Raw genomic sequence first — 12,739 nt, 5'->3', positions numbered from 1 at the left:
AAGACTTGGAAATGGTGGGAAGTACAAGTTTCGAACTTGTGACCTATCGCGTGTGAGGCGATCGCTCTACCCCTGAGCTAACCTCCCGGAGAGGCCGCTATTATGGCATAAAATTTCCAGTAAATAAAGCAGGCGCCGAGACGATTTTGCACACCCTCGCCCAGCCCCTGCCGTACCAGCCTTATTGGCGCTTGGCTTCCAGCACCCCTTTTACTTCACGGATCACGGTCAAGGCTTTTTGCAGCTGGGCGGTGGAAGCGATTTCCGCAGTGAACGCCATCCGCGCATGGGCCTTCGCACTTTGGGTGCTGACGCCGATGACGTTGATTTTTTCACGCAAGAACACTTCCGAGATATCCCGCAGCAAGCCTTGGCGATCGCTGGCCAGCACGAAGATATCCACCGGGTAGACGGTTTCCGCCTCCGGTGCGCCCCAGGTGGTCTGGATCACGCGTTCGGGCGCTTTGATGCGCATTTCGGCGAAATTCTTGCAATTTTCGCGATGGATAGACACCCCTTTGCCGCGCGTGATGAAACCGACCACCGGATCCGGCGGCGCCGGCTTGCAACACTTGGCCAGCTGCGTCATCAAGCCATCGGTGCCAACCACCAGCACCCCTGACTTGCCGCCATGCGTCACGCTTGAGGCGCGGCTCTTGCGGGTAATTGCCGCTTCTTCCAGTTCGCTGCTGTGCTCGACCGGCTTGACGCCATCATCGTGCAAGGCTTGTTCTACATGACGCAGGCTGAATTCATCCTTGCCCAAAGCCAGCAGCAGATCTTCCAACTTGGGGAACTCGAGCTTGCGCGCCAGTTCTTCCAGGTTGACCGCAGTCTTGCCTTCGCGCTGCAAGGTCTTGTCCAGCAGGCTGCGGCCGGTGGCCAGGGTCTCTTGCTGTTCGATCGCGTTGAACCAGGCGCGCACTTTGGAACGGGTGCGGGCGCTGGCGGCATAGCCCGGCGTCAGCCAGTCACGCGAGGGACCGGCGCCGCCGGGGGCGTTTTTGGCGGTGATGATTTCTACCGTCTGGCCGTTCTTCAGCGGCGTATTCAACGGCACCATGCTGCCATCGACGCGCGCACCGCGGCAGCGATGGCCGACGTCGGTATGCAGATAGTAGGCAAAATCGATAGGCGTGGCGCCGCTAGGCAGTTCGATCACGCGGGCTTGCGGCGTCAACACGTAGATGTGGTCGTTGAGCGTGGCCTGCTTGAGCTTTTCCAGCCATTCGCGACGACTGTCTTCTTGTTCGACAACCGCATCCACCACATCGCTTTTCCAGGCCAGCAATTGGCGCAGCCAGGCAATTTTTTCGTCGTATTTCTGCGCCGAGAAATTGGAGCCGCCGGCTTCCTTGTAGCGCCAGTGGGCGGCCACCCCGTATTCGGCGAAATGGTGCATTTCCTTGGTGCGTATCTGCACTTCGAGCGCCCGCTCATCGTCTGCCAATACCACCGTATGCAGGGACTGGTAGCCGTTTTGCTTGGGACGTGAAATGTAGTCGTCGAATTCTTTCGGGATCGGCACCCAGATGTTGTGGACGATGCCCAGCACGGCATAACAGGTCTTGACGTCATCGACAATCACACGGAATGCGCGAACGTCATAGAGCTCGGAAAAATCGAGTTCCTTGCCCTGCATCTTGTTCCAGATACTGTAGATGTGCTTGGGCCGGCCCGACACTTCGGCCTTGATGTCGGCCGCTGCCAGCTCGCTGCGCAAACGCGTGATTGCGGCATCGACAAAACCTTCGCGTTCGATGCGCCGCTCTTCCAGCATCTTGGCGATGCGCTTGTAGGTAACCGGATCGATGAAACGGAACGACAGGTCTTCCAGCTCCCATTTGAGCTGCCAGATCCCGAGCCGGTTGGCCAGCGGCGCGTACAAATCCAGCGTCTCGCGCGCGTACTGGCTGGTGCGCGCGTTTTCCATCTTGTGCTCGGAAAAATAGCGCAGCGCGGTCACGCGCGAAGCCAGCCGTACCAGCACCACGCGCATGTCGGTCGCCATCGCCAGCAACATCTTGCGCAGGGTTTCCACCTGGCTGGCTGCCTGCTGCGCAGCATTCTTGCCGCGCATGACTTCTTGCGGCAAGCCGGAGGTAAAGCCGTGCAGCCGCATCAATTGCCGGATGCCGCCGACCAGATCCGAGATCTCCTTGCCGAACCGCTGTTCGATCAGGTCGGCGTGGCTGGCGTCGAACAATGGCAGTTCGAACAGCAAGGCCGCGATCCGGGTTTCGACATCGGTATCGAGCATGGCCAGTATGCTGGTTACGCCTTGCGAGAAATCGAGCGCGCTTTGGCCGGTAGCGATGAAGTTATCGGCATACAGCGGTTCGACGAAAGCCAGGGCGTCAAGCACGCGCGCGCTATCCTCGGCACTCAAGCCGGCGGTGCACTGCTGGATTTGCGTAGCGCGTTGTGTTGCAGTGAGCGAAACCATGCTTACATCTTTATTTTTGTGCTGCGACCACGATAATTTCTATCAGGATTTCCGGACGGGCCAGCTTGGCTTCCACCGTCGCTCGCGGTGGCGCGTTGTTGGTCGACACCCACGTATCCCAAACCGCATTCATGCCATCGAAATCCTTGACGTCGGCCAGGTAGATCTGGCACGACAGGATGTGATGCTTGTCGCTGCCGGCTTCCGCCAGCAGGCGATCGATATGGGCCAGCGATTCACGCGTCTGGCCTTCGATGTTCTGGGTAGTGTCTTCTGCCAGTTGGCCAGCCAGGTAAACGGTGCCGTTGTGGATGGCGACTTCGGAAAGTCTCTTGCCGACATGCAGGCGTTGGATAGCCATAATTCGTCTCCTGAGTTTAATAACAATCTGAACAATAACAAATCAGCCGATCAGAAAATCGGTGACCACTTTTATCTGGTCGGTATGCAGGAAGGTTGGCGCATGGCCGACGCCGGCCAGCTCCACCAGCTTCGCTTTCGGCCCGCTTTCCGTCATCAGCCGTGCCGTCTCCGCCGAGAGCAAATCGGATTCGGCGCCGCGCACCAGCAAGGTCGGACAGGTAATCGCCCGGTACGCTTTCCACAACAGCATTTCCGATAGTTTAAAGGTTTCTTCGCTGGTCGAAATGAAAGGCTGGGCCAGCTTCAAATCGTAGTGACGGATCCATTGGCCCTCCTCATTCTGACGCAAGACATCGCTAGCCAGCTTGTGCCATTCGATGTCGGTATGCGGGCCGAACGACGCCGAGATGGCGCGTATATAGGCTGCAGCCTCGTCAAATGTAGGGAAGCGCATGTCGGCGCCGATATAGACGCCGATGCGCCCCATCGCCTCCGGATTCAGGCTGGGACCAACATCGTTCAATACCAGCTTGCGTAGGGGGTTTTCCGGCAACGAAGCCAGTCCGATACCGATCAGGCCGCCCATCGAAGTACCGACCAGGTCGACGGTTTCGGCATTCAGCCGCGCCAGCAAGGTGACCACGTCGTTCAAATACTGCGGCAGCACATAATATTGCGGATCGCGCAGCCAGTCGGAGCGCCCGCGGCCGACCACATCCGGGCAAATTACGCGATAGGTATCGCAGACCGCGCGCGCCAGCTGATCGAAATCGTCCGAGACCCGGGTCACGCCATGCAGGCATAACAACACATTGGGATTGTGCGGATCGCCCCATTCCTGATAAGCCATCTTGTGCAAACCGGCGGGCGAAATACATTGGACAGTCTTGTGCGCGGCTATTGTCATTGCGATCCCGTTTCGGTAAAGACTTGATGGATGCGGCAAGCAAAACCGGGGCAAACATGATGTTTTGCTTTGCGTATGAACAACATCTTATCGCATATGCCGCTACCCTTGCACGTTACCTCACACAGAACTGCCTAAAAATGGCGCTATCGATTAAATACGATCGCTTTTCAACAGATTTCCGCAGGCAAAAAAAAACGGCGTTTGACACTGAGACTTAGTGTCAAACGCCGCCTGCCTACTGCAAATTTTAATGCAGCGCGCTCAGATCCAAGGGTGCGCCGGTTTGCGCGACGATATCTTGCTGGCTGACGCCAGGCGCCAATTCAACCACCTTCAGGCCTTGCGGCGTCACATCCAGCACGCCGAGATCGGTGATGATGCGATTGACGACGCCGACACCGGTCAGCGGCAAGTTGCAGGCATCGAGAATCTTGTGCGAGGTGGAGCCGTCCTTGGCCTTGGCAACGTGCTCCATCAACACCACCACCCTGCCGACACCGGCCACCAGATCCATTGCGCCGCCCATGCCCTTGACCATCTTGCCGGGGATCATCCAGTTCGCCAGATCGCCATTCTTGGAAACCTGCATCGCGCCGAGTATGGCGATGTTGATTTTGCCGCCGCGTATCATGGCGAACGAATCCGCCGAACTGAAATACGACGACCCCGGCAACGAAGTCACGGTCTGCTTGCCGGCGTTGATCAGGTCGGGGTCGACCGCATCGTCGGTCGGGAACGGTCCTATGCCCAGCAAGCCGTTCTCCGACTGCAGCCAGACTTCAATCTCTTGCGGCACATGGTTCGCCACCAGCGTCGGCAAGCCTATGCCCAGGTTGACGTAAAATCCGTCCTGCAATTCCTTTGCCGCCCGCGCGGCCATTTCATCACGTGTCCATGCCATGGTGTTCTCCGTATTTTCTTGTGTTATGCCGTACGAACGGTACGCTGTTCGATCCGCTTTTCCGGCGTCGCATTGACCACGATGCGATGGACAAATATGCCGGGCGTGTGCACCTGGTCCGGATCGATCTCGCCGACCTCCACCAGATGCTCGACTTCCACCACGGTGATTTTTCCTGCCATCGCCACGTTCGGATTGAAGTTGCGGGCTGTCTTGTTGAACACCAGGTTGCCGCTGCGATCTGCCTTATAGGCTTTGACCAAAGAGACGTCGGCCACCAGCGAACGTTCCATCACATACTTGGCGCCGTCGAACTCGCGGACTTCCTTGCCCTCGGCGACCAGGGTGCCGACGCCGGTTTTCGTGAAAAATGCCGGAATGCCAGCGCCGCCGGCGCGCAGCTTTTCCGCCAGCGTACCTTGCGGCGTGAATTCAAGCTCCAGCTCGCCCGCCAGGTATTGCCGTTCGAATTCTTTGTTTTCGCCGACGTAAGAAGCGATCATTTTTTTGATCTGGCGGGTGGACAGCAATTGCCCGAGGCCGAAGCCGTCGACGCCGGCGTTGTTGGAGATGGCAGTCAGGTTTTGCACGCCCGAATCGCGCAGCGCCAGGATCAGGGCCTCGGGGATGCCGCACAGGCCGAAACCGCCTACGGCGATGATCTGGCCATCCTTGACTATGCCGGCCAACGCGCTTGCCGCGTCAGGATAAACTTTGTTCATACCGATGTCTCCTGTTTGTGTAAACTCGCACTATTATTGCTTTAGGTTCAGTCTGTTAGGATATGCCGAAGCGATGCTTCCAACAATACCGTAAAAATACGAATTTCAAGCATATGGGCGGATTGTCTGCCGGTATGTAGCGACTGCCATAACCCGACCACCAACACCCGACTGTCTCATCAAGTGCCCTTGCCTAATATTGCCATTGATTATGCTTCCATCTTTGCCCACGCGCCGATCGGCATGTGCGTCTCCGAACGCCGCATCATGCAGGTGTGCAACCTGGCATTGGCGAAAATGTTCGGCTACCAGCCTGGCGAGTTGAACGGCCAGTCGTTTCAGGTCCTGTATCCGACGCAGGACGAATTTGAACGCACCGGCGCCCGCATCGTGCCGATCATGAATGCCAAGGGCATCTATTCCGACGAAAGAATCATGCGGCGCGCCAGCGGCGAATTGTTCTGGTGCCATGTCACCGGCCATGCGCTGGTGCCGGAAGACACGCACGCCGCGGGCATCTGGACGTTCGAAGATCTGAGCGAAAAGCGCCGGGCCTCGGCCACACTCTCGCCGCGCGAGCGCGAAATTGCAGCGCTGCTGGTGGAAGGTAAAACCAGCAAGCTGATCGGCAAGCAGATCGGCCTGAGCCCGCGCACGGTGGAAATGCACAGGGCCAATCTGATGAAGAAGTTCACGGCGTCGACGTCGAGCGAACTGGTGCACCGCTTGCTGGGCATTTCCCAGAGCGAAGGCGTTTAGGGCCTGACGCTTAGGCCGCAAGCACAGGATTGGTCAGCAACTGACGCAGATCGTCAGGCAAAGGCATCGATTTTTCCAAGTCGAAATCAACCCAGACTATCTTTGCCGTCCCTTCGGCAAACACCACTTCCGGCAAGTCGGCACGGCGGATTTCGTAGCTGGCCTCGAAACTCGAACGGCCAATCGCGCCGATGTAGGATTTGACCTCCACTTCACAGGGATATTTCAATTGCCGCAAGAAACTGCATTGCGCATTGACCAGCACCGGTCCGTGGCGAGCGTCAAAGTCGCTGCCCAGCTGCTGCAGCCATTCGATGCGCGCCTGCTCCATATAGCGGAAATAAACGGTGTTATTAACATGGCCGAGCGCATCCATGTCGCCCCAACGCATGGCAATCCGTGTTGTATGAACGTGTTTTTTGTTTTCCATTGCTCTGATTTTCCTGACTACTCCATTTGGGGGGGCTGCAACAAGCGAGGAACCTCACTATACTGCCGACGAGACCTAGGGCCTGTTAACACCTGATTTGGGAGTGCGAACGCTCGGCAGGCGTTGCGTGCCTAGGCGCAGCGACGCGACGTAGCGGCGCTACGGCAAGGATGCGGATGGCCGCCCCCTGCAACAACGGCATGCGACGCCTGCAGCCGTTCCCGGAGGGTTCAAACCAGAACGTGCGCTGGCCGCGTTGCATGGCTTGCAGGGGCCCCGGCCCCTGCTGTGCCACGCGCCTTGCCACCACACGTTCTGGTTTGAACGCATCTCCCAAATCAGGTGTTAACAGGCCCTAGCATTCTGCCGCAAAATCCCCGACAATTAGCACATCCGTTCGAAAATTAATTATAGGTAAAGAGACAATGACTCCAACCCCAGGGCAGAACCAGCAGAACCTCCTCGAGCAATACGGCCCGCGCGAAGCCATGGAATATGACGTAGTGGTGGTCGGCGGCGGCCCGGCCGGCCTGGCTGCGGCGATCCGACTGAAGCAGCAAGCCGCCGAACAAGGCCGCGAAGTGTCAGTCTGCGTACTGGAAAAAGGCAGCGAAATCGGCGCCCATATCCTCTCCGGCGCAGTGATGGACCCGCAGGCACTGACCGAGTTGCTGCCAAACTGGAAAGAGCTGGGCGCACCGCTGACGACTGAAGTCAGCGAAGACCGCTTCCTGTTCCTGACCGAGAAAAAAGCCTATAAGACACCTAACTGGATGTTGCCGGCCTGCTTCCAGAATCATGGCAATTACGTCATTTCGCTGGCAAATGTGGTGCGCTGGCTGGGCCAGCAGGCGGAACTGCTGGGCGTGGAAATTTTCCCCGGCTTCCCGGCCGCCGAAGTGTTGTATAACGACGACGGTTCGGTCAAGGGTGTCGCCACCGGCAATATGGGCGTGGACCGCCATGGTCAGCCGACCGACGCCTTCCAGCTGGGCATGGAACTGCATGCCAAATACACCCTGTTTGCCGAAGGCGCACGCGGCCATCTGGGCAAGCAGCTGATGGCAAAGTTTGACTTGAACAAGGGCAAAGACCCGCAAACTTACGCTATCGGCATCAAGGAATTGTGGGAAATCGATCCCAAGCTGCATCAGCCGGGCCTGGTGGTGCATACCGCCGGCTGGCCGCTGGATACCCAGACCTATGGCGGCTCCTTCCTGTATCACCTGGAAAACAATCAGGTCGCGGTCGGCTACGTGGTCGGCCTGGCTTATGAAAATCCCTATCTGTCGCCTTACGAAGAATTCCAACGCTACAAAACGCATCCGGAAATCAGCAAGTTTTTCCAAGGCGGCAAACGCATTTCCTACGGCGCCCGCGCGATTACCGCCGGCGGCCTGCAATCGCTGCCTAAGCTGACCTTCCCTGGCGGCGCCCTCATCGGTTGCGACGCCGGCTTCCTCAACGCCAGCCGCATCAAGGGCAGCCATGCCGCCATCAAGACCGGCATGCTGGCCGCCAACGCGGCTTTTGAAGCCTTGGGCAACAAGCGCCAGTTTGATGAGCTGAGCGCCTATAGCGAAGCATTCGAACAATCCTGGCTGCATCAGGAATTGCACAAGGCGCGCAATTTCAAACCGTGGATGAGCAAGGGCCTGTATCTCGGCACCCTGATGGTCGGTATCGACCAGGTGGTATTCGGCGGCAAAGCGCCATGGACCTTGCATCACACCCATGCCGACCATGAATGCCTGAAACCGGCAGCCAACTATGCGCCGATCAAGTATCCGAAAGCGGACGGCAAGCTGACCTTCGACCGCCTGTCGTCGGTGTTCATTTCCAACACCAACCACGCCGAAGACCAGCCGATTCATCTGACCTTGAAAGATCCGAACGTACCGGTGAATGTCAATCTGCGCGATTATGCCGGACCGGAAGCGCGTTACTGCCCTGCCGGCGTGTACGAATTCGTGACCAACGAAGACAATAGCGAACGCCTGCAAATCAATGCGCAAAATTGCGTGCATTGCAAGACTTGCGATATCAAGGATCCGACGCAGAATATCGTGTGGGTGACGCCGGAAGGCGGCGGCGGGCCGAATTATCCGAATATGTAATTTGCAAAAAAGGCTGCGTACGCAGCCTTTTTTATGTCTGTCAGTTTGCCAATGGGGCTGAATACCGCTCCACGATTTTTATGGCAACTTCCAATTCCCTGCCACGATTTTTTCCAGCCAGAAGGTGCCGATTACCGTTTTGACGTCGGTAACCTTGCCTTCCCTCACCCAGCTCAGCATGTCCGCAAGCGGCGCCTTGAATACATCCAGGAATTCACCGTCATCGAGTTTACGCTCACCCGCGACCAGGCCGCGCGCCAGGAACAATTCCAGATGCTCGTCGGCATAGGCAATCGCATTGTGAATCGTGCAGACATGTTGCCATTCTGTGGCGGTATAGCCGGTTTCCTCCAGCAGCTCGCGCTTGGCGCAACTCAGGTGGTCTTCGCCCGGGTCGATTTTCCCAGCCGGGTATTCAATGAATACGCGCGCCAGAGGATAGCGGTACTGCCGCTCAAGCAAGACCGTGCCATCGTCAAACAACGGCAGGATGACCACTGCACCGGGATGCTTGATGTATTCGCGCGTGGTCAGTTTGCCGTCAGGCAGTTGCACCGTATCGCGCTGCACTTTGAGGAAGTGGCCGTCATAGGCTTCAGCGCTGGCGATCCGGGTTTCTTTCAGGTGGCGATCCATGTCAGCGATGTTTTTTCAGATAGCGCAATACGTAGCCGGGATAGGCCAGCACCAGGAACATGCAGCCGGTCACCGCATAGAACTCCCAGCGTTGCGTGAACGTATTGCCGATATTCGCTTCCAGGACATAGGCAACGGCGCCAACCAGCGCATACAGCGCCAACAGCTCCAGCAAGCGCATCCAGACCGGCTTGACCGCAGCCTGACTCTGGCTGCGCGATTTGAGTGGAATCAGCGCGAACAGCCGTTCGTTAAAAAACGGCAGGTTGGCAGCCAGCAGCGCCAACAGAATCACGAACCAGCTGGAGAGCGAGACGTTCACGTAATCAGGACACTACTTTGCCAAGGAACGAGGTCAGCGTCTTGACGATCGCGGTGGTAGTCGCATCCATCAACACGCCAGGCCACAAACCCAGCGCCAGCACTACCAGGCCGTTCAGGCTGAGCAATACCCGTACATCGAGATGGGCGACAATCGCCGAGCTATCTTGCGGTTCATCAAAATACATCAGCTTGATCACGCGCAAATAGTAATAGGCGCCGATCAGAGAGAACACCACGGCGACCACCGCCAGCCAGACCTGGCCGGTGCCGAGTACCGCCTGCAGCACGGACAACTTGGCGTAGAAACCCATCAGCGGCGGAATCCCCGCCAGCGACAGCATCAGGACCAGCATCACGCCGGCAAACCAAGGGCTCCGTTGATTCAGGCCTTTGAAGTCGTCCATGTTTTCCGCTTCGAAACCGGAGCGTGCCAGCAGCATGATGACGCCGAAGGTGCCGAGCGTGGTCAGCACGTAAGTGATCGAATAGAACAAGGCTGAGCTATATGCATTGGCCGCCGAGAACAGATTGCCGTCGACTACGCCGGCCAGCAGGCCAAGCAGCATGAAACCCATGTGGGAAATGGTCGAATACGCCAGCATGCGCTTGATATTGGTCTGAGCGATCGCGGTGATGTTACCGATCGCCATCGACAGCACCGCCAACACGGTCAGCATTTGCTGCCAGTCGAAAGCCAGGGGCAACAGCGCTTCAATCAGCAAGCGGAAGCAAATCGCAAAAGCCGCCAGCTTCGGAGCGCCGCCCAGCAACAGGGTGACCGCAGTCGGTGACCCCTGATAGACGTCAGGCACCCACATATGGAACGGCACCACGCCAAGCTTGAATGCCAGGCCGGACACTACGAACACCACGCCGAATACCAGCACGGTCGGGTTGATGCCGCCGGAAGACGCAGCGCGGGTGACTTCGACCAGGTCGAGCGAACCGGTAGCGCCGTACAGCATCGACATCCCGTACAGCAGGAAACCGGAAGCCATCGCGCCCAGCACGAAATATTTCATCGCCGCTTCGGTCGCGGCAGCGCTATCGCGCCGCATTGCCACCAGTGCATACAACGACAAGGACATCAATTCCAGGCCCAGGTAAATGCTGAGGAAATTGCTGCCGGAGATCATCACCATCTGGCCCAGCAGGGCAAACAGCGCCAACGGGTAGAACTCGCCGCCGAGATGGCCGCTGACCATGCCGCGTTCGCTCACGTAACGGCGCGAATACACCAGCGTGATGGCGACTGCCACATAAGAAACCAGCTTCAACAGGCTGCTCAGAGGATCCGAGACAAACATGTTGTGGAAGGTATAGACCGTCTCCCCGCTTTGGAACGCACCCAGCGTCAATACGAAACACACGGCCAGCACGGCCAGCGTCAGGTAATAGGTGAGGTGGCGCTTGGCATCCGAAACAAACATATCGATCAGCAGCACGACCGAGGTCGCAATCAGCAGAAAGATTTCCGGATAAACAGGGATCAGATTCATGTTATTCATTTATTTGCCGCTTATTTTTTGTGCACTGCACTTCAATCTAGTCAGTTGAGGGCAGAGTCGCCCAGAAAAGGGTAATTCGTCAATTCAGCTTGGTGATCGCGACATGCTTCAGCAGATCGGCTACCGATACCTGCATCGCATCGGTGAACGGCGCCGGATACACGCCCATCGCGATGACGGCAAGCGCCAACACGCCCAGCATGAAGAACTCACGCTTGTTCAGGTCCAGCATTTCCTTCACATGCGAATTGGTAACGGCGCCGAACACCACTCGCTTGACCAGCCACAGCGAATACGCAGCGCCCAGGATCAATGCGGTTGCAGCCAGCAGGCCGATCCAGAAATTGAACTTGACGGAGCCCAGGATCACCATGAACTCGCCGACGAAACCGGAAGTGCCCGGCAGGCCCGAATTGGCCAGCGAGAACAACACGAACAAGGCGGCGAAACGCGGCATGACGTTGACCACGCCGCCGTACTCGGCGATCTCACGCGTATGCATGCGGTCATACAGCACGCCGATGCACAGGAACATTGCGCCGGACACAAAGCCGTGCGAGATCATTTGCACGATACCGCCCTGCAAGCCGATGTCGTTGAAAATGAAGAAGCCGAGGGTGACGAAACCCATGTGAGCAATCGACGAATAGGCGATCAGCTTCTTCATGTCGTTCTGCACCATCGCCACCAGGCCGATATAGATCACGGCGATCAGCGACAAGGTAATGATGAAGCCGGCCAGATAGTGGCTGGCGTCAGGCGTGATCGGCAACGAGAAACGCAGGAAACCGTAACCGCCCAGCTTCAGCATGATTGCCGCCAGTACCACGGAGCCGCCGGTCGGCGCTTCGACGTGGGCGTCCGGCAACCAGGTATGCACCGGCCACATCGGCACCTTGACGGCAAACGCCATCAGGAACGCCAGGAAAATCAGGATTTGCGCCGTCATCGGCAGCGGCAGCTGCTGCCAGGTCAGGATTTCAAAACTGCCGCCCGACTGGAAATACAGGTACAGCAACGCAACCAGCATCAACAGCGAACCCATCAGGGTGTACAGGAAGAACTTGATCGCTGCATAGACACGGTTGGCGCCGCCCCAGACGCCGACGATGATAAACATCGGGATCAGCGTCGCTTCGAAGAAGACATAGAACAGCATGCCGTCCAGCGCGCAAAAGACGCCTATCATCAAGCCCGACAAGATCAGGAAGGCGCCCATGTATTGCGCGACCTTCTTCTCGATCACCTGCCAGGCGGAGATCACCACCATCACGGTAATGAAAGCCGTCAGCGGTATGAACCACAGCGAGATGCCATCGATACCCAGAAAGTAATTGATGTTGAAACGGTCGATCCAGGCGGCCTTTTCGACAAACTGCATGCCATGCAAACCGTTATCGAACTGGCTCACGAGCGGCAAGGTCACCGCGAAGCTGACCGCTGCACCCAGCAGCGACAGCCAGCGCACCAGAGTTGGATTGTCGTCGCGGCCCACTGCCAGGACGAGGATACCGAACGCGACCGGACACCAGATCGCGAGGCTGAGAAGAGGGAAAGTTGACTGCATCATATTTATTATTTATCTACCTTGCTGAGTTTGCCGAGTTTGCTGAATTTGCTTTA

Annotated in this window: 12 protein-coding genes and 1 tRNA gene; 2 read left to right on the top strand and 11 right to left on the bottom strand. The window is 57.5% G+C overall.

Going from position 1 to position 12,739, the window contains the following annotated elements; genetic code table 11:
* Window positions 1–12 precede the first annotated feature (12 nt).
* The 6 genes from BLV81_RS15000 to BLV81_RS14970 form a co-directional block, all read right to left on the bottom strand.
* Window positions 13–87, bottom strand: a tRNA-Val gene (locus BLV81_RS15000).
* 94 nt (window positions 88–181) lie between these two features.
* Window positions 182–2,446 carry a RelA/SpoT family protein gene (locus tag BLV81_RS14995; RefSeq protein ID WP_092357641.1) on the bottom strand — a complete coding sequence of 755 codons (2,265 nt, stop codon included), beginning with the start codon at window positions 2,444–2,446 and terminating at the stop codon, window positions 182–184.
* A 10-nt stretch (window positions 2,447–2,456) separates the two neighbouring features.
* Entirely contained in the window at window positions 2,457–2,807 is a 351-nt protein-coding gene (locus tag BLV81_RS14990; RefSeq protein ID WP_092357639.1) for a RidA family protein, read from the bottom strand.
* Between the two features lie 42 nt (window positions 2,808–2,849).
* A complete protein-coding gene (locus BLV81_RS14985; RefSeq protein WP_092357637.1) occupies window positions 2,850–3,716 on the bottom strand; it encodes an alpha/beta fold hydrolase in 867 nt (288 codons plus the stop codon).
* Window positions 3,717–3,966: 250 nt separating this feature from the next.
* A complete protein-coding gene (locus BLV81_RS14975) occupies window positions 3,967–4,620 on the bottom strand; it encodes a 3-oxoacid CoA-transferase subunit B (RefSeq protein ID WP_092357633.1) in 654 nt (217 codons plus the stop codon).
* Between the two features lie 23 nt (window positions 4,621–4,643).
* Complete coding sequence (locus BLV81_RS14970; RefSeq protein WP_092357631.1) at window positions 4,644–5,342, bottom strand: CoA transferase subunit A; 699 nt, start codon at window positions 5,340–5,342, stop codon at window positions 4,644–4,646.
* A 183-nt stretch (window positions 5,343–5,525) separates the two neighbouring features.
* Between BLV81_RS14970 and BLV81_RS14965 the strand changes: the two genes are divergently transcribed.
* Window positions 5,526–6,101 carry a LuxR C-terminal-related transcriptional regulator gene (locus BLV81_RS14965; RefSeq protein ID WP_092357629.1) on the top strand — a complete coding sequence of 192 codons (576 nt, stop codon included), beginning with the start codon at window positions 5,526–5,528 and terminating at the stop codon, window positions 6,099–6,101.
* Between the two features lie 10 nt (window positions 6,102–6,111).
* Here BLV81_RS14965 and BLV81_RS14960 read toward each other — a convergent pair whose 3' ends face one another.
* A complete protein-coding gene (locus BLV81_RS14960; RefSeq protein ID WP_092357627.1) occupies window positions 6,112–6,531 on the bottom strand; it encodes an acyl-CoA thioesterase in 420 nt (139 codons plus the stop codon).
* A gap of 425 nt (window positions 6,532–6,956) precedes the next feature.
* On the opposite strand from BLV81_RS14960, the gene BLV81_RS14950 reads away from it, so the two are divergent.
* A complete protein-coding gene (locus BLV81_RS14950; RefSeq protein ID WP_092357623.1) occupies window positions 6,957–8,648 on the top strand; it encodes an electron transfer flavoprotein-ubiquinone oxidoreductase in 1,692 nt (563 codons plus the stop codon).
* Window positions 8,649–8,726: 78 nt separating this feature from the next.
* Here BLV81_RS14950 and BLV81_RS14945 read toward each other — a convergent pair whose 3' ends face one another.
* The 4 genes from BLV81_RS14945 to BLV81_RS14930 form a co-directional block, all read right to left on the bottom strand.
* A complete protein-coding gene (locus BLV81_RS14945; RefSeq protein WP_092357621.1) occupies window positions 8,727–9,284 on the bottom strand; it encodes an NUDIX domain-containing protein in 558 nt (185 codons plus the stop codon).
* A 1-nt stretch (window position 9,285) separates the two neighbouring features.
* Window positions 9,286–9,606 carry a DUF2818 family protein gene (locus tag BLV81_RS14940; protein ID WP_092357619.1) on the bottom strand — a complete coding sequence of 107 codons (321 nt, stop codon included), beginning with the start codon at window positions 9,604–9,606 and terminating at the stop codon, window positions 9,286–9,288.
* Between the two features lie 4 nt (window positions 9,607–9,610).
* Window positions 9,611–11,116 carry an NADH-quinone oxidoreductase subunit NuoN gene (gene nuoN / locus BLV81_RS14935; protein ID WP_092357617.1) on the bottom strand — a complete coding sequence of 502 codons (1,506 nt, stop codon included), beginning with the start codon at window positions 11,114–11,116 and terminating at the stop codon, window positions 9,611–9,613.
* A 79-nt stretch (window positions 11,117–11,195) separates the two neighbouring features.
* Window positions 11,196–12,686 carry an NADH-quinone oxidoreductase subunit M gene (locus BLV81_RS14930; protein WP_092357615.1) on the bottom strand — a complete coding sequence of 497 codons (1,491 nt, stop codon included), beginning with the start codon at window positions 12,684–12,686 and terminating at the stop codon, window positions 11,196–11,198.
* Between the last annotated feature and the right edge of the window lie 53 nt (window positions 12,687–12,739).

It is taken from the genome of Collimonas sp. OK242 (genome assembly GCF_900107095.1).
Lineage (GTDB): Bacteria > Pseudomonadota > Gammaproteobacteria > Burkholderiales > Burkholderiaceae_D > Collimonas.
The sequence above is the reverse complement of the archived record's forward strand: the minus strand, read 5'-3'. Positions and strand labels throughout refer to the sequence as shown.

Excerpts from the sequence above, each read along its gene's own strand:
- BLV81_RS14995 (WP_092357641.1), bottom strand. The coding sequence starts at position 2,446 with ATGGTTTCGCTCACTGCAACACAACGCGCTACGCAAATCCAGCAGTGC.
- BLV81_RS14990 (WP_092357639.1), bottom strand. The coding sequence starts at position 2,807 with ATGGCTATCCAACGCCTGCATGTCGGCAAGAGACTTTCCGAAGTCGCC.
- BLV81_RS14985 (WP_092357637.1), bottom strand. The coding sequence starts at position 3,716 with ATGACAATAGCCGCGCACAAGACTGTCCAATGTATTTCGCCCGCCGGT.
- BLV81_RS14975 (WP_092357633.1), bottom strand. The coding sequence starts at position 4,620 with ATGGCATGGACACGTGATGAAATGGCCGCGCGGGCGGCAAAGGAATTG.
- BLV81_RS14970 (WP_092357631.1), bottom strand. The coding sequence starts at position 5,342 with ATGAACAAAGTTTATCCTGACGCGGCAAGCGCGTTGGCCGGCATAGTC.
- BLV81_RS14960 (WP_092357627.1), bottom strand. The coding sequence starts at position 6,531 with ATGGAAAACAAAAAACACGTTCATACAACACGGATTGCCATGCGTTGG.
- BLV81_RS14950 (WP_092357623.1), top strand. The coding sequence starts at position 6,957 with ATGACTCCAACCCCAGGGCAGAACCAGCAGAACCTCCTCGAGCAATAC.
- BLV81_RS14945 (WP_092357621.1), bottom strand. The coding sequence starts at position 9,284 with ATGGATCGCCACCTGAAAGAAACCCGGATCGCCAGCGCTGAAGCCTAT.
- nuoN (WP_092357617.1), bottom strand. The coding sequence starts at position 11,116 with ATGAATAACATGAATCTGATCCCTGTTTATCCGGAAATCTTTCTGCTG.
- BLV81_RS14930 (WP_092357615.1), bottom strand. The coding sequence starts at position 12,686 with ATGATGCAGTCAACTTTCCCTCTTCTCAGCCTCGCGATCTGGTGTCCG.